11 protein-coding genes are annotated in these 16,770 nt (G+C 60.4%); 9 read left to right on the top strand and 2 right to left on the bottom strand.

Going from position 1 to position 16,770, the window contains the following annotated elements; genetic code table 11:
* Positions 1 to 30 precede the first annotated feature (30 nt).
* The 7 genes from K5E40_RS09040 (at position 31) to K5E40_RS09010 (ending at position 11,980) form a co-directional block, all read left to right on the top strand.
* Entirely contained in the window at positions 31 to 1,758 is a 1,728-nt protein-coding gene (locus K5E40_RS09040) for an autotransporter assembly complex family protein (RefSeq protein WP_221730418.1), read from the top strand.
* Positions 1,755 to 5,429 (top strand): translocation/assembly module TamB domain-containing protein, encoded by a 3,675-nt coding sequence (locus tag K5E40_RS09035; protein WP_221730417.1) that lies wholly within the window; start codon positions 1,755 to 1,757, stop codon positions 5,427 to 5,429. The genes K5E40_RS09040 and K5E40_RS09035 overlap by 4 nt, the downstream gene beginning before the upstream one ends.
* Before the next feature lie 118 nt (positions 5,430 to 5,547).
* Positions 5,548 to 6,870, top strand: a complete 1,323-nt coding sequence (locus K5E40_RS09030; protein ID WP_221730416.1) for an HdeD family acid-resistance protein — start codon at positions 5,548 to 5,550, stop codon at positions 6,868 to 6,870.
* Between the two features lie 277 nt (positions 6,871 to 7,147).
* Positions 7,148 to 7,630, top strand: coding sequence for a MarR family winged helix-turn-helix transcriptional regulator (locus K5E40_RS09025; protein WP_221730415.1), 483 nt, complete (start codon positions 7,148 to 7,150; stop codon positions 7,628 to 7,630).
* A complete protein-coding gene (locus K5E40_RS09020; protein ID WP_221730414.1) occupies positions 7,620 to 9,089 on the top strand; it encodes an efflux transporter outer membrane subunit in 1,470 nt (489 codons plus the stop codon). The genes K5E40_RS09025 and K5E40_RS09020 overlap by 11 nt, the downstream gene beginning before the upstream one ends.
* A 15-nt stretch (positions 9,090 to 9,104) precedes the next feature.
* Positions 9,105 to 10,307: an efflux RND transporter periplasmic adaptor subunit gene (locus tag K5E40_RS09015; protein ID WP_221730413.1), complete on the top strand. Its 1,203-nt coding sequence runs from the start codon at positions 9,105 to 9,107 to the stop codon at positions 10,305 to 10,307.
* 143 nt (positions 10,308 to 10,450) lie between these two features.
* Positions 10,451 to 11,980, top strand: coding sequence for a DHA2 family efflux MFS transporter permease subunit (locus tag K5E40_RS09010; protein WP_221730412.1), 1,530 nt, complete (start codon positions 10,451 to 10,453; stop codon positions 11,978 to 11,980).
* 126 nt (positions 11,981 to 12,106) lie between these two features.
* On the opposite strand, the gene lpxH is transcribed toward K5E40_RS09010, so the two are convergent.
* Entirely contained in the window at positions 12,107 to 12,859 is a 753-nt protein-coding gene (lpxH, locus tag K5E40_RS09005) for a UDP-2,3-diacylglucosamine diphosphatase (RefSeq protein ID WP_221730411.1), read from the bottom strand.
* A complete protein-coding gene (locus K5E40_RS09000) occupies positions 12,856 to 13,362 on the bottom strand; it encodes a peptidylprolyl isomerase (RefSeq protein ID WP_221730410.1) in 507 nt (168 codons plus the stop codon). Before K5E40_RS09000 ends, lpxH begins: the two co-directional genes overlap by 4 nt.
* Before the next feature lie 250 nt (positions 13,363 to 13,612).
* On the opposite strand from K5E40_RS09000, the gene K5E40_RS08995 reads away from it, so the two are divergent.
* Complete coding sequence (locus K5E40_RS08995; protein ID WP_221730409.1) at positions 13,613 to 15,313, top strand: glutamine--tRNA ligase/YqeY domain fusion protein; 1,701 nt, start codon at positions 13,613 to 13,615, stop codon at positions 15,311 to 15,313.
* Between the two features lie 22 nt (positions 15,314 to 15,335).
* A complete protein-coding gene (gene cysS / locus K5E40_RS08990) occupies positions 15,336 to 16,718 on the top strand; it encodes a cysteine--tRNA ligase (protein ID WP_221730408.1) in 1,383 nt (460 codons plus the stop codon).
* Positions 16,719 to 16,770 lie beyond the last annotated feature (52 nt).

Below are 16,770 nucleotides of genomic sequence, written 5' to 3'. Positions count from 1 at the left end.
GCTCCCAAGCCCGTGATAGCATCCGCGCCTATGAAGTTTCCAGGAAGATTTACCAGTGGCGTGCTCGTGCTGTTAACCAGCTGCGCGGCGCTGGCGCAAAGTGAATTGGACGTGCGGATCAAACCGTCCAACGACGAACTCAAAGCCAATATCGAAGGGTATATCGGCGGCTTGGGCGACCGTGACGAAGAAGCCTTGCAGCGCTTCAGTCGCGGCGCCGAAGAGCAGGCGCGCAAGGCCGCTCAGGCATTGGGTTATTACCAGCCGCAGATTGAAAGTGACGTCAAGGGCGGGGCAAAACCGCGCCTGGTGCTGAACATCGATCCCGGTGAGCCGATTCGCCTGCGCAACGTCACCCTTCGCATCGACGGCCCCGCGGCCTCTCTCAAATCCTTTCGTGTGCCGAAAAGCGACGTGCTCAAGCCCGGCGCGGTACTCAATCATGGCCGTTACGAAGACGCCAAACGGCTGATCCAGAATCAGGCCTCGCGCTTCGGTTTTTTCAGTGGCCGCTTCACCCGTCAAAAACTCTTGGTGGATCCTCGTGCCGGGATTGCCGACGTCGAATTGATCTACGAAAGCGGCCCGCGTTATGCACTGGGCAACGTCAGTTTCGAGGGCGACACGCCGTTCGACGAAGACCTGCTGCAACGCATGGTGCCGTTCAAGGAAGGTGAATCGTACGATTCCGAGTTGATCGCCGAATTGAACCGCAATCTGCAATCAAGTGGCTATTTTGAAGGCGTGCGCGTGGATGCCGCACCGACTGCTGCGAAAAACAACGTGATCCCGGTGGAGGTCAAACTCGACACCCGCAAGCCGCGCACCATGGGCCTGGGCCTCGGTTACTCCACCGACGTCGGGCCGCGAATCAAGGCCAACTGGACGCGCCACTGGGTCAATCCGAAGGGCGACAGCTATGGCTGGGAAGCCGAATTGTCGGCGCCACGGCAAAACGTCGGGCTGTTCTATGACATTCCACTCGACCCGCCGCTGACCGACAAACTGCGTTGGGCCGGCGGTTATCAGTTCGAAGACATTGATGGCTCCGACACGTCGAGCAAGCTTTTGACCTTCGGCCCGGAATGGCACAGCAAGTTGCCCAGCGGCTGGCAACGGGTGATCTCGCTGAAATGGCAGCGCGAAGAATACGAACTCGGTGATGACTCCGGCCTGAGTACCTTGCTTATGCCTGGCATCAGCTATTCGTACCTCAAAAGCGACAACCGCATCGACCCGCACAACGGTTATCGCCTGGCCTTTGAAAGCAAAGTGGCGAAGGAGGGCGTCGGCTCCGACAACAATCTTCTGTATGGCACCGCGTTGGTCAAAGGCTTGACCACGGTGTTCGATAAGCACCGCTTCCTTGGTCGCGTGCAGGTCGGCGGCAGCGCCACCAATGGCTATAACTCGGTGCCACCGTCGCTGCGATTCTTTGCCGGTGGTGATCAGAGTGTGCGCGGTTACGACTACCAGAGCCTGTCGCCGGAAAACTCCAAGGGCGACCGCATCGGTGGCCGCTACATGGTCGCCGGTAGCGTGGAGTATCAATATTCGGTCGCCGAAAAATGGCGAGTCGCGACGTTCGTCGATCAGGGCAACTCTTTCAACAAACTCGAACTGCCGAACCTCAAGACCGGGGTTGGCATCGGTGTGCGCTGGGTTTCACCGGTGGGGCCGATCCGCCTCGACCTGGCCCGCGCGCTGGACGACGATGGCGGCTTCCGGCTGCACTTTTCCATGGGGCCTGAGCTGTGAAGCGTGGTTTGAAAATAACGGCGCTGGCCCTGTTGGCGCTGGTGTCGTTGATTCTCTTGAGCATCGCTGCGGTGCTGGGTACGCAGGCTGGCAGCCGTTGGGCGCTGAGTCGGGTGCCGGGCTTGAGCGTGGAAAATTTCCAGGGTCGCCTCGGCGGACAATGGAGCGCCGACCATCTGGTGTGGCAGCAGGACAGCAGTCGTGTCGAGCTGGACAAGCCGATCTTCGCCTGGTCACCGCTGTGCCTGACACGCATGACGTTGTGCATCGAACAGCTCAAGGCTGATCAGGTCATCCTTCAATTCCCGCCGAGCGAAGAGACCACCGAAAGCGGCCCGATCAAACTGCCGGATCTGCAATTGCCGGTGGCTATCGAGTTGGGCGACGTCGAGGTTGGCAGTTTGCTGTTCAACGGCAGCGAGCAACTCAAAGGCCTGAAACTGGCGGCGCACTGGACGGCCAAGGGCCTGCAGATCGACAGCGTGAAATTGCAGCGCGACGACCTCAGCCTGAACCTGTCGGGCCTGTTGCAGCCGAATGCCGACTGGCCGCTGAACATCGCCGGTGATCTGACGTTGCCTTCGCCGGGTAGCGATCCCTGGACACTGGCCCTGAAGATCGACGGCGATTTGCTCAAGACCCTCAACCTGCACGCCGACAGCCATGGCTATCTTGATGGCCAGTTGAGTGGTGAGCTGCAACCGCTGGCAGATAATCTCCCGGCCAAAGTGCGCATCACCAGCGAGGCGTTCAAACCGAGCGCCGACCTGCCAGACACTTTGCAACTCAATCAATTGCTGCTGACCGGTGAAGGCGACCTGAAAAACGGTTACCAGTTGCTCGGTCACGCGAAGCTGCCTGCTGAGCAAGGTCCGGTGGCGCTGTTACTCAAAGGCAAGGTCGACGCCAGCGGCGCGCAAATCGCCGGCCTGGACCTGAGCGCCAATGACAAGCAAAGCCTCAAGCTGACCGGCAGTGTTGACTGGAGCAAAGGCATCACCGCTCAGGCCAACATCAATTGGCAGGACTTTCCGTGGCATCGGCTTTATCCGGTGATCGACGAGCCAGAAGTCGCTTTGCGCACCTTCAATGGCGAAGTCTCCTACACCGACGGTCAATACATCGGTAACTTCGCCGCCGCGCTGGATGGCCCGGCGGGGGCGTTCAGCCTGAGCAGTCCGTTCAGCGGCAGCCTCAAACAGATCGCCCTCCCGCAATTCAAAATGGAAGCCGGGCAGGGCAAGGCCGAAGGGCATGTCAACGTGCAGTTCGCCGATGGCATCGCCTGGGACACCGCGCTAGACCTGTCGGCGTTGAACCCGGCGTACTGGGTCGCGGAACTGCCAGGCACCTTGGCAGGGCCGCTGAAAAGCAAAGGCGAGTTGAAGAATGACCGCCTGAGCCTGACCGCCGACCTCGATCTCAAAGGCAAACTGCGTGGCCAGCCGGCCGTGCTGCAAGCCAAGGCTGACGGTGCTGGCGAACAGTGGAACCTCAATGCCCTGCAAATCCGTCTCGGCGACAACAGCATCAACGGCAAGGGCAGCCTGCAAGAGAAACTCACCGGGCAGATCGACATCAAGCTGACGCGCTTGGCCCAGCTCTGGCCGCAATTGCGCGGGCAGGTCAACGGTCAGGTCAACGTCGCCGGCACCTTGAAAGCGCCGCAAGGCAAACTCGGCCTGCAAGGTTCGCAACTGGCCTTCCAGGACAATCGCCTGCAAAGCCTCAACCTCGACGCCACGCTCGACAGTGCACAGCGGGCGAAAATCGATCTGAAGGGCAGCGGCATTCAGGCCGGCGATACCAATCTGGGCGTGTTGACCGCCAGCGCTCAGGGCGACATCAAGAACCAGAAACTCAGCCTCGACCTGCTCGGACCGAAGCTGAAACTGGCCTTGGGCCTGGACGGCAATCTGGACAAGGGCAACTGGCGTGGACGCCTGGCCAGCGGTGACATTCAGGCCGGTGGCCAGGATTGGAAGCTGCAAACCCCAGCCAGGCTGGAACGATTGGCCGACGGCAAAATCAACTTCGGCGCGCATTGCTGGGTGTCCGGCAGCGCCAGCCTGTGCGGTGAGGATCAACGGCTGATGCCCGATCCGAAGCTGCGCTACCACCTCAAGCAGTTCCCGATTGAAAGCCTGGCGCAGTGGTTGCCCAAGGACTTCGCGTGGCAGGGCAAGCTCAACGCCGATCTAAAACTGGACCTGCCGGCCAGCGGCCCGAACGGTGTGATCAGCGTCGATGCCAGCGGCGGCACCTTGCGCGTGCGTGAAAAGGATCAGTGGCTGGATTTCCCCTACCAGACCCTCAAGCTCACCAGCAAACTCACGCCGAAGCGCATCGACACCGACCTCAACTTCGTCGGCGGCAAACTCGGTGAATTGAGTGTGCAGGCGCAGCTCAATCCCTTGCCGAAGAACAAACCCCTGAGCGGTACCTTCCGCCTCACCGGGCTGGATCTGTCGGTGGCGCGGCCGTTTGTACCGATGGTCGAGAAACTCACCGGCCATCTCAACGGCAGCGGCACGATATCCGGTGGGCTGCTGGCGCCGCTGGTCAACGGCACGGCAAAGCTCAGTGAAGGCGAAGTGTCCGGTGCCGAGTTGCCGATGGAACTCAAGGATCTGCAACTGCAAGCGATCATCGCCGGGGAATCCATACGCCTCGACGGCGGCTGGAAAAGCGGCAAGACCGGGCAGGGCAGTCTCAATGGCAACGTTGCCTGGGGTCAGGCACTCATGGTCGATCTGGCGCTCAAGGGCACGCAGTTACCCGTCAACGTCGAACCGTACGCCAAGCTCGAAGTGGCGCCGGACCTGAAGATTTCCATGGCGGGCGACGAGCTGAAGATTGCCGGCAAGGTGCTGGTGCCCAAGGGCGAAATCACCGTGCGTGAATTGCCGCCATCGACGGTAAAAGTCTCCGATGACACGATCATTGTCGGCGCGCAGACCGAAGAGGGTAAACCGCCGATGGCCATGAAAATGGACATCGACGTGGTGGTCGGTGACGACAGACTCAGCTTTGCCGGGTTCGGCCTCACGGCCAACCTGAAAGGGCGTGTGCACATCGGCGACAACATGGACACGCGTGGCGAGTTGTGGCTCAACGACGGCAGATACCGCGCCTACGGGCAGCGGCTGACGGTGCGGCGTGCGCGTCTGTTGTTTGCAGGTCCCATCGATCAGCCGTATCTGGACATCGAAGCGATTCGCCAGACTGACGACGTGATCGCCGGTATTCGCCTGAGCGGCAGTGCTGAGCAACCGACCACGCAGATCTTCTCGGAACCGGCGATGAGCCAGGAGCAGGCGCTGTCCTATCTGGTCCTGGGGCGTCCGCTGAGCACCAGCGGTGAGGACAACAACATGCTCGCGCAAGCGGCGTTGGGCCTTGGCTTGATGGGCAGTTCCGGAGTGACCAGCAGCCTGGCCAAGGATTTGGGGATTCAGGACTTCCAGCTCGACACCCAGGGCAGCGGCACCACCACCAGTGTGGTTGCCAGCGGCAACATCTCCGAGAAGCTCAGTTTGCGCTACGGCGTTGGCGTGTTTGAACCGGCCAGCACCATTGCCTTGCGCTACAAGCTGAGCAAGAAGGTTTATATCGAGGCGGCCAGTGGCGTCGCGAGTTCGCTGGATATCTTCTACAAGCGCGATTTCTAGGTCGCGTTGCCCATAGCCGGGTCGCGACACTGCGATCCGGCTTTTCCAGAATGAATTAGACTCACCGCAACTCGAACGCTTTGCGGTATAAGGCTGCCCGAAGATAACAGGGGTGCATATGGTTCGCTTGAGTAGGGTCTTGCTCGGTAGCGATTTTGTCCGCAAGCGTTGGTCTGCGCTGGCGCTGACGGGCATTGTCTGGGGGGCGGCCGGTGTGGCCATCTTCATTGATGCGCTGGACGGCGTTCTGTATTTCCCGTTGCATCTCTTCGGCTATCTGTTGTTGCTCGAAGCCCTGATCATTCTGTTTGTACCGGCACCTCGAACCGGGACTGCCGCCGCTCTGCGCAAGGCGCGAGGTTTGGCGTTTCTGGTGTTGGGGTTGCTGATCGTCGACAGACAACACGCCGCCGGCCTGATTCTGGCGGTGCTGTTTGGTGTGGCGTTTTTGCTCGACGGGGGCTTTCGACTGGCAGCGGCGTTGGTGGTGCGCTTTGTCGGTTGGCAAGTGTCCCTGCTGACGGGGTTGTTCGAAATCGGCTTTGGGCTGTTCATCCTTGAACCGTATCCGACGCTCTATAAGGGCACGGTGCCGTTCTGCATTGGCATGAGCGTTTTTCTCTCAGGCTGCGCGCTCTTGCGGCAGGCGTTGCGCTTTAAAAACTGGCAGTCGCCGGTCAGCCCTGCTTCGGTCAGTGCGCCGGCATGCAGCGCCGCGCTGGTGATCCACGTCTGGACACCCAGCGGCACCGTTGATGACACCCTGGTGCGCAACCGGCTGCTCAACCGCTATATCGCGGCGGTCGACATCAACGGCGTGATCTCCGCCGGCCACGCGGCATTGGAATGTGGCCCGGATATCTACATCAGTCATTACCCGCAGGACGACATTGATCGTTCAGCGGGGGATTTCGTGCGCTTGCTGCGGGCGACGCCGAACAATGATGTCGCCGGCAGGTTTCTGCCGGACTATGCGGGTGAAGTGGCTGACTGGTGTCCGTCTTCGGTTCAGGTCAGTTTTGCCCACTACGATGCCCGCCGGCTGAATGCGTTCTGGGCGCAATATCGCCAGAACGGCACTTACAACCTCACCAGCCGTAATTGCTCCAGTGCCGTCGCCCACAGCCTTGAAGCGGCCCTTGAAGGGGCGATGAATCGGGGGCATTCAAGCATGCTCGACTTTGTCCGAGTCATCATCAGTCCCGAGTTCTGGGTGGCGGCTCAAGTGCGCAAGCGCGCCGAGGTGATGGCCTGGACCCCCGGGCTGGTGCTCGATTATGCGCGGGCATTGCATGCGGCCATCGAGCCGGCGCCACCGGGCTGGCACAGCATTTACGCGGTGACCAAGCGTGCTTGTGGTTATGCGGTGACGGCCTTGCGGGGGCGCGAGGTGCATCCGGTGCAACCGCCAGCGCCTGCCCATCCTTCCGACGAGTCCTGATCGGCCTCTCTATAAGCCGGATTTCTGGATCGCTTTCATTTCTTAAACCGAGTCGCTGCCTTCGCGAGCAAGCCCGCTCCGACACTGGATCTGCGTTCGACGCGAAATCCTCTGTGGGCGCGAGTTTGCTCGCGAAGGCGTCAGTGTGTTCATCGCAAAAAGCTAAGTCCGCTGGTCAACTAATTACAAAGCAACCTAACTATTACGTTGACATTCGCTGCCTAGGCAGTAACATCTCGACATACATTCACTGCCTAGGCAGTTATTAGGTGAGCACATGAAGCATTTCACCCCGGACGAATTCAAACACTGCCACCTCGGCCTGTTGCTTGGCCGTGCTGCGCTGCTCAAGGACCGGATCATCGACACCCACATGGAACCCCACGGCATCACCGCCGCGCAGTTCAAGGTGTTGATCATCATGGCCCAGTTCGGCGTCGACACCCCGGCCGAACTCTGCCGGCATCTGTCGCTGGACAGCGGTTCGATGACGCGCATGCTCGATCGTCTGGAGCAGAAAGGCTTTCTCGCTCGCCAGCGCAGCGAAGGCGATCGCCGTCAGGTGCAACTCAAGCTGACCGAACAAGGCCAGCAACTGGCCGATCGTCTGCCGCACATCGGCGCCAATGCGATGAATGAACTGGCGGGCGCCGTCACTCCGGACGAGTTGAAGACCCTGGAATACATCCTCAAGAAAATCCTGCTGGCAGCCGGTGACCCGATCACCCTCCAGCGGTTAGGTGAACACAATGAGCGGTAAAACCTTGCGCAGCAGCCTGACGCTGGTGTTGTCGGCGATGATCCTCGCCGGTTGCGCCAACTACAGTGGCCTCGACACCCAAGGCCAAAGCCTCGATGCGAAAAGCCTCAAGGCTGGCCAATCCCTCAACGGCGTAACCCTGTCGCCGGCCGCGTGGCCGAAAAGCGACTGGTGGACCAGCCTCGGTGATCCGCAACTCGATGGCCTGATCCGCGAAGCGCTGCACGATAGCCCAGACATGCAGATCGCCGAAGCCCGCGCCCATCAGGCCAGCGCCGCCGCGTATGCCGCCGATGCCGCGCGCTATCCGACCCTCGACGCCAGCGCCGGCATCAGCCGTTCGCGCCTGGCCAAGGATCAGGATCCGCGGGGGCAGGGCGATGCCTACGCCACCGTGCGCAACATCAGCGCTGGCTTCAATTACAACTTCGATTTGTGGGGCGGTCAGCGTGACGCCTGGGAAGCTGCCCTCGGTCAGGCCCGCGCCGCCGAAGTCGACCGTCAGGCTGCGCAGTTGACCCTCGCCGCCGACGTGGCTCGGGCCTACAGCGATCTCGGTCAGGCACACATCGTCTATGACCTGGCCAGCGAAGACCTCAAGCGCACTCAACAAATGCTTGACCTGAGCCAGCGTCGTCTGAGTTCCGGGATCGATAGCCAATACCAGTTCCAGCAAACCCAAAGCCTGGAAGCCAGTTCCGAAGCCAGCCTGATCGATGCGGAAAAACGCCTGAACAGCGCGAAAATCACTTTGGCGGTTTTGCTCGGCAAAGGCCCGGATCGCGGCAATGAAATCGCTCGCCCGAAAGTCCTGCAAGCGAGCGCCGTGGCTGTGCCGTCTGTGCTGCCGGCGGAACTGCTCGGTCGTCGCCCGGATCTGGTCGCTGCGCGTTGGCGTGTAGAAGCGGCGAGCAAAGACATCGATTCGGCGAAAACCCAGTTCTATCCCAACCTCAACCTGACGGCCTCGGCCGGTGCCGAATCCCTGTTGGGTGATGCGATGTTCGGTTCGGCCAGTCGCTTCTTCAGCATTGCGCCGACTGTCTCGGTGCCGATCTTCGATGGCGGGCGACTGCGCGCCAACCTTGATGCGCGTGACGCCGATTACGACCTGGCGGTGGCGCAGTACAACAAAAGTCTGGTGAAAGCACTGGGCGATGTCAGCGACACGATCAACCAGTTGCGTGACATCGGCCGGCAGATCGGTGCGCAGCAACACGCCACCGACATTGCCCGGGACTCTTACAACACGGTGGTCCAGCGTTACGGTTCCGGCATCGGCAACTACCTGGACGTGCTCAGTATCGAGCAGCAATTGCTCCAGGCCCAACGTCAGTTGGCCAACCTCAATGCCGAGCAGATCGACCTGTCGATTCAACTGATGCAAGCGCTGGGCGGCGGCTTCCAGGGTGAAACCCTGACCGCAGCCAACGCCACCCCAGCCACGCCGCACAACTAATTCAAGGTATTTGTCATGGCCACTGCCCAAAACACCCAAGCTCAAGACAACACCCCGGACACCGGCAATCCACGCAAGCGCAAAGTCATGCTGCTGGTGCTGGCTGTTATCGTCCTTGTCGCCTGTGGCGGCGTCTGGGCGTATCACGAATTCATCGGGCGCTTTAACGAAAGTACCGACGACGCCTACGTCAACGGCAACGTCGTTGAAATCACGCCGCTGGTCACCGGCACCGTGGTCAGCATCGGCGCCGATGATGGCGACCTGGTCCACGAAGGCCAGGTGCTGATCAACTTCGACCCGAACGACGCCGAAGTCGGCCTGCAAAGTGCCCAGGCCAATCTGGCCCGCACCGTGCGTCAGGTGCGCGGCTTGTACAGCAACGTCGACGGCATGAAAGCCCAGGTCAACGCGCAACAGGCCGAAGTGCAAAAGGCTCAGGACAACTACAATCGCCGGAAAAATCTCGCCGCTGGCGGGGCGATTTCCAAAGAAGAACTGTCCCACGCCCGCGACGATCTGACCTCGGCGCAAAACGCCTTGGCCAATGCCAAACAGCAACTGAAAACCTCCAGCGCGCTGGTCGATGACACCGTGGTGTCGTCGCACCCAGACGTAATGGCCGCTGCCGCGCAGCTGCGTCAGGCCTACCTGACCAACGCCCGCAGCACGTTGATCGCGCCGGTCACAGGTTACGTTGCCAAGCGCACCGTGCAACTCGGCCAACGCGTGCAACCGGGCACCGCGCTGATGGCGGTGATTCCACTGGATCAACTGTGGATCGACGCCAACTTCAAGGAAACCCAACTGAGCGACATGCGCATCGGTCAGCCAGTGGATATCGAATCCGACATCTACGGCAGCGATGTGAAATACAGCGGCACCGTCGACAGCCTCGGTGCTGGCACCGGTAGCGCGTTTGCCCTGTTGCCTGCGCAGAACGCCACCGGTAACTGGATCAAGATTGTTCAGCGTGTGCCGGTACGCATTCACATCAACGCCGAAGAGCTGGCCAAGCACCCGCTGCGCGTCGGTCTGTCGACCACTGTCCAGGTCAATCTGCATGACCAGAGCGGCCCGGTACTGGCTCAACAATCGCCGCAAAAAGCGTCTTTCAGCACCAACGTCTACGACCGTCAACTGGCCGAAGCCGACGCAATGATCGCGCAACTGATCCACGACAACAGCGCTGCGGTCAGCAAAACCGCGCAACGCTGATTCACCACTGACCCTGTGGGAGCGGGCGTGCTCGCGAAAGCGGTGTGTCATTCAACATTGATTTGTCTGACAGGCCGCCTTCGCGAGCACGCCCGCTCCCACAAGGGCGGGGGCAACGCTATTCAGGTTCCAAAGGATTCGCGATGAGCAATAACGCCTCTTTTACGCCGCCCAGCCTGTTGCTCAGCACCATCGGCCTGTCGCTGGCGACTTTCATGCAAGTGCTCGACACCACCATCGCCAACGTGGCGTTGCCGACGATTTCCGGCAACCTGGGGGTGAGTTCGGAGCAGGGCACTTGGGTGATCACCTCGTTTGCCGTGAGCAACGCCATTGCGCTGCCGCTGACCGGATGGTTGAGCCGGCGTTTCGGCGAGGTGAAGCTGTTTCTATGGGCCACCATTCTGTTTGTGCTGGCCTCGTTTCTCTGCGGTATTTCTACGTCGATGCCCGAGCTGATCGGTTTTCGCGTGTTGCAGGGACTTGTTGCCGGGCCACTGTATCCGATGACGCAAACCCTGTTGATCGCCGTGTATCCGCCCGCGAGGCGAGGCATGGCATTGGCACTCTTGGCGATGGTCACGGTGGTTGCACCGATAGCAGGCCCCATTCTCGGTGGCTGGATCACCGACAGTTACAGTTGGCCGTGGATCTTCTTCATCAACGTGCCGATCGGGATCTTTGCGGTGATGGTCGTGCGCTCGCAATTGGCCAAGCGCCCGGTGGAAACCAGCCGTCAACCGATGGACTACGTCGGGCTGATCTCGCTGATCATTGGCGTGGGGGCGTTGCAGGTGATCCTCGACAAGGGCAATGACCTGGACTGGTTCGAGTCGAACTTCATCATCATCGGCGCGGCGATTTCAGTGATCGCGCTGGCGGTGTTCATCATCTGGGAAATGACCGACCAGCATCCGGTGGTCAATCTGCGCCTGTTCGCGTACCGCAACTTCCGCATCGGCACGCTGGTGCTGGTGCTGGGTTACGCCGGGTTCTTCGGCATCAACCTGATCCTGCCGCAATGGCTGCAAACCCAGATGGGCTACACCGCGACCTGGGCCGGCCTGGCCGTGGCGCCGATCGGGATTCTGCCGGTGCTGCTGTCGCCGTTTGTCGGCAAGTACGCACACAAATTCGACCTGCGTTTACTGGCCGGGCTGGCGTTTCTGGCGATTGGCCTGAGCTGCTTCATGCGCGCCGGGTTTACCAACGAGGTGGATTTCCAGCACATCGCTCTGGTGCAACTGTTCATGGGGATTGGCGTGGCGCTGTTCTTCATGCCGACCCTGAGCATTCTGATGTCGGACTTGCCGCCGAGCCAGATCGCCGACGGCGCGGGCCTTGCGACATTCTTGCGGACGTTGGGCGGTAGCTTCGCGGCGTCGCTGACCACCTGGATCTGGATTCGCCGGGCCGATCAGCACCATGCGTACATGAGTGAAAGCATCAGCACCTATGAGCCCGCGACGCGGGAGGCGTTGAATCAGTTGGGCGGGGCGAGCAATCCGGCGTATGCGCAACTCGATCATGTGTTGACCAGTCAGGCGTACATGCTCTCCACCGTGGATTACTTCACGCTGCTCGGGTGGGGGTTTATGGGGTTGATTCTGATTGTGTGGCTGGCGAAGCCGCCGTTTGCTGCCAAAGCAGGCCCAGCAGCCAGCGGTCACTAAGTTAAACGCGGTCAAAAATGTGGGAGCGGGCTTGCTCGCGAAAGCGGTGTGTCATTCAGTAGAGATGTCGACTGAACCACCGCCTTCGCGAGCAAGCCCGCTCCCACATTGGGTTTTGTGTGTGGTTTAGAGGGTGGGAGCGGGCAGTGCCGGCGGCGGCGCAAAATCAAACGGCGCCAACACATACCCGTTCTCATCCACCTGCAACGCCCAACCTTGACGATCCCAGTCCCCCAGCACAATCCGCTTTGCCGCCTGCTCTCCCAGCTGCAGCTTGTGAATCGCCGGTCGATGGGTGTGCCCGTGAATCAGGGTCTTCACGCCAAACGCCTGCATGATCCGCGGAATCTCTTGCGGCGTGACATCGACAATGTCATTGGCCTTCATCCGCGTCTGCGCCCGGCTTTCGCTGCGCAGTTTGCGCGCCAGTTTGTGACGGGTGCTCAGCGGCAGGTGGCGCAAGATGAACAGGGTGATCGGGTTACGCAGGTAACGACGCAGCTTCATATAGCCGACGTCGCGGGTGCAGAGGCTGTCGCCGTGCATCAACAGCACCGGCTCGCCGTAAAACGGCACGACACTCGGGTCCTTCAACAACGTGCAGCCGGCCTGTTTGCAGAAGGCCTTGCCGAGCAGGAAGTCGCGATTGCCGTGCATCACAAATATGGCCGTGCCGCTGTCGCTCAATTCGCGCAGGGCCAGGCAGATGGAACGCTGGAAGGGCGTCATGGCATCGTCGCCAATCCACGCCTCGAAGAAGTCGCCCAGAATGTACAACGCACTCGCCGAGCGGGCGCGTCCGGCGAGCAAATTCAGAAACGCCCGGGTAATGTCCGGGCGCTCCTCTTCCAGATGCAAGTCTGAAATCAGCAGTATCACGCTTCGATGATCTCGGCTTTCTCGATGATCACGTCGTCTGCTGGTACGTCTTGGTGGCCGGCCTTGGAAGTGGTCGAAACACCTTTGATCTTGTCGACAACTTCAGTACCGGCGGTCACTTTGCCGAACACGGCGTAGCCCCAGCCCTGAACGTTCTTGCCACTGTGGTTCAGGAAGGTGTTGTCGGCCACGTTGATGAAGAACTGCGCGGAAGCCGAATGCGGCTCCATGGTGCGCGCCATGGCAACGGTGTATTTGTCGTTGGAAAGACCGTTGTCGGCTTCGTTCTGGATGCTTGGACGCTTGTCTTTCTTTTCTTTCATGCCTGGCTCGAAACCGCCGCCCTGGATCATGAAGTTACCGATGACACGGTGGAAAACGGTGTTTTCGTAGTGACCGGCGTTAACGTACTCGATGAAGTTGGCGACGGTGATCGGCGCCTTTTCAGCGTTCAGTTCGATGACGATGTCGCCATGGTTTGTTGTCAGTTTGACTTGAGTCATGATCGCTACTCTTGATAGGAATTCGTGGTTTTGGGACATTGCGCCCCGCAACCGGTTCAGCCAGCGTCGGCCAAGGTGCGCAGTTTAGCGTGACAGGCGCGAATTTCGAGGCTGTTTTTCAAATCCCGGCGATTAAATGCACGCCTTTATAAGGCCTGCTCTGTCAGCCCCTTGACAGCATCGGCTATGATAGCGGCTTTGTTTTGTCTGGCCCCTCTCTGCGGCCGCGCACATGTAAGTCAAGGATCCTATGAGCAAGCCCACTGTCGACCCTACCTCGAATGCCAAGTCCGGCCCTGCCGTGCCGGTCAATTTCCTGCGGCCGATCATCCAGGCAGACCTGGACTCGGGCAAGCACACCCAGATCGTCACCCGTTTCCCGCCTGAGCCCAACGGCTACCTGCACATCGGCCACGCCAAGTCGATCTGCGTGAACTTCGGCCTGGCCCAGGAGTTCGGCGGCGTCACGCACCTGCGTTTCGACGACACCAACCCGGCCAAGGAAGATCAGGAATACATCGACGCGATCGAAAGCGACGTCAAATGGCTGGGCTTCGAATGGTCCGGCGAAGTGCGCTACGCCTCGCAGTATTTCGACCAGTTGCACGACTGGGCGGTGGAGCTGATCAAGGCCGGCAAGGCTTACGTCGACGACCTGACCCCTGAGCAGGCCAAGGAATACCGTGGCAGCCTGACCGAGCCGGGCAAGAACAGCCCGTTCCGTGACCGTTCGGTTGAAGAAAACCTCGACTGGTTCGCCCGCATGCGCGCCGGTGAGTTCCCGGACGGCGCCCGCGTACTGCGCGCCAAGATCGACATGGCCTCGCCGAACATGAACCTGCGTGACCCGATCATGTATCGCATCCGTCACGCGCATCACCACCAGACCGGTGACAAGTGGTGCATCTACCCGAACTACGACTTCACCCACGGTCAGTCGGACGCCATCGAAGGCATCACTCACTCGATCTGCACCCTGGAGTTCGAAAGCCATCGTCCGCTGTACGAGTGGTTCCTCGACGCACTGCCAGTGCCGGCGCAACCGCGTCAGTACGAGTTCAGCCGTCTGAACCTCAACTACACCATCACCAGCAAGCGCAAGCTCAAGCAACTGGTCGATGAAAAGCACGTCAATGGCTGGGACGATCCGCGCATGTCCACGCTGTCGGGTTTCCGCCGCCGTGGCTACACGCCGGCGTCGATCCGCAACTTCTGCGACATGATCGGCACCAATCGCTCCGACGGCGTGGTCGACTTCGGCATGCTCGAATTCAGCATCCGCCAGGACCTGGACGCGAACGCCCCGCGCGCCATGTGCGTGCTGCGTCCGTTGAAAGTCGTGATCACTAACTACCCGCAAGACCAGGTCGAGAACCTCGAACTGCCGCGTCATCCGCAGAAAGAAGAACTTGGCGTGCGCAAGCTGCCGTTCGCCCGTGAAATCTACATCGACCGCGATGACTTCATGGAAGAACCGCCAAAGGGCTACAAGCGCCTGGAGCCGAACGGCGAAGTACGTCTGCGCGGCAGCTACGTGATCCGTGCCGACGAAGCGATCAAGGACGCCGACGGCAACATCGTCGAACTGCGTTGCTCGTACGACCCGGACACCCTCGGCAAGAACCCTGAAGGCCGCAAGGTCAAAGGCGTGATCCACTGGGTGCCGGCTGCCGCCAGCATCGAGTGCGAAGTGCGTCTGTACGATCGCCTGTTCCGTTCTCCGAACCCGGAGAAGGCCGAAGACAGCGCCAGTTTCCTCGACAACATCAACCCTGACTCACTGCAAGTGCTGACCGGTTGTCGTGCTGAGCCATCGCTTGGCAATGCACAGCCGGAAGACCGTTTCCAGTTCGAGCGCGAAGGCTACTTCGTTGCGGATATCAAGGACTCGAAACCAGGTCAGCCGGTATTCAACCGTACCGTGACCCTGCGTGATTCGTGGGGCCAGTGATTTAGCGTCAAGGAAATTAAAAGTGCTGACGATTTACAACACGCTCACCAAGAGCAAAGAAGTCTTCAAGCCGCTCGATGGCAATAATGTGCGCATGTACGTCTGCGGGATGACCGTGTACGACTACTGCCACATTGGCCACGGCCGCAGCATGGTCGCGTTCGACCTGGTGACCCGCTGGTTGCGGTTCAGCGGTTACAACCTGACCTACGTGCGCAACATCACCGATATTGAAGACAAGATCATCAATCGCGCCCGCGAAAACGGCGAGCCGTACGACGCACTGACCGAGCGCATGATCACGGCGATGCACGAGGACGAGGCGCGCCTCAACATCCTCAAGCCGGACATGGAACCGCGTGCCACCGACCATATTCCGGGCATGCTGAGCATGATCCAGACGCTGATCGACAAGGGTTACGCCTACGCCCCGGGCAATGGCGACGTGTACTACCGCGTCGCCAAGTTCATGGGCTACGGCAAACTGTCGCGCAAGAAGATCGAAGACCTGCGCATCGGCGCGCGGATCGAAGTCGACGAAGCCAAGCAGGATCCGTTGGACTTCGTACTGTGGAAAGCCACCAAGCCGGGCGAGCCAAGCTGGGAATCGCCGTGGGGCGCCGGGCGTCCGGGCTGGCACATCGAATGCTCGGTGATGTCCACCTGCTGCCTCGGCGAGACTTTCGACATTCATGGCGGCGGCAGCGACCTTGAGTTCCCGCACCACGAAAACGAAATCGCCCAGAGCGAAGCGGCCACCGGCAAGACCTACGCCAACGCGTGGATGCATTGCGGCATGATTCGCATCAATGGCGAGAAGATGTCCAAGTCGTTGAACAACTTCTTCACCATTCGCGACGTGCTGGAAAAGTACCACCCGGAAGTCGTGCGTTACTTGCTGGTGTCGAGCCACTACCGCAGCGCGATCAACTACTCGGAAGACAACCTCAAGGACGCCAAAGGTGCACTCGAGCGTTTCTACCACGCGTTGAAAGGCCTGCCGAACGTGGCACCGGCCGGCGGCGAAGCGTTCGTCGAACGTTTCACCACCGTGATGAACGACGACTTCGGCACGCCGGAAGCCTGCGCGGTGCTGTTCGAGATGGTTCGCGAGATCAACCGTCTGCGTGAGAGCGATCTCAATGCAGCGGCCGGTCTGGCGGCGCGTCTGAAAGAGCTGGCCAGCGTGCTGGGCGTGTTGCAATTGGAAGCCGATGACTTCTTGCAGGCGGGCGCCGAAGGGCGAGTTGATGCGGCTGAAGTCGACGCGCTGATTGCTGCGCGTCTGGCGGCACGGGCGGGCAAGGACTGGGCTGAATCCGACCGCATCCGCGACCAGCTCACCGCCATGGGCGTGGTGCTGGAAGACGGCAAGGGTGGCACGACCTGGCGTTTGGCTGACTGATTGGCTGATCCGCTAAAAACAAAACCCGCCTTGTGCGGGTTTTTGTTTTTGG

It is taken from the genome of Pseudomonas baetica, from assembly GCF_019733355.1.
GTDB lineage: Bacteria > Pseudomonadota > Gammaproteobacteria > Pseudomonadales > Pseudomonadaceae > Aquipseudomonas > Aquipseudomonas baetica_A.
Note: the sequence above shows the minus strand (reverse complement) of the source record. Positions and strands in the feature narration are given on the sequence as shown.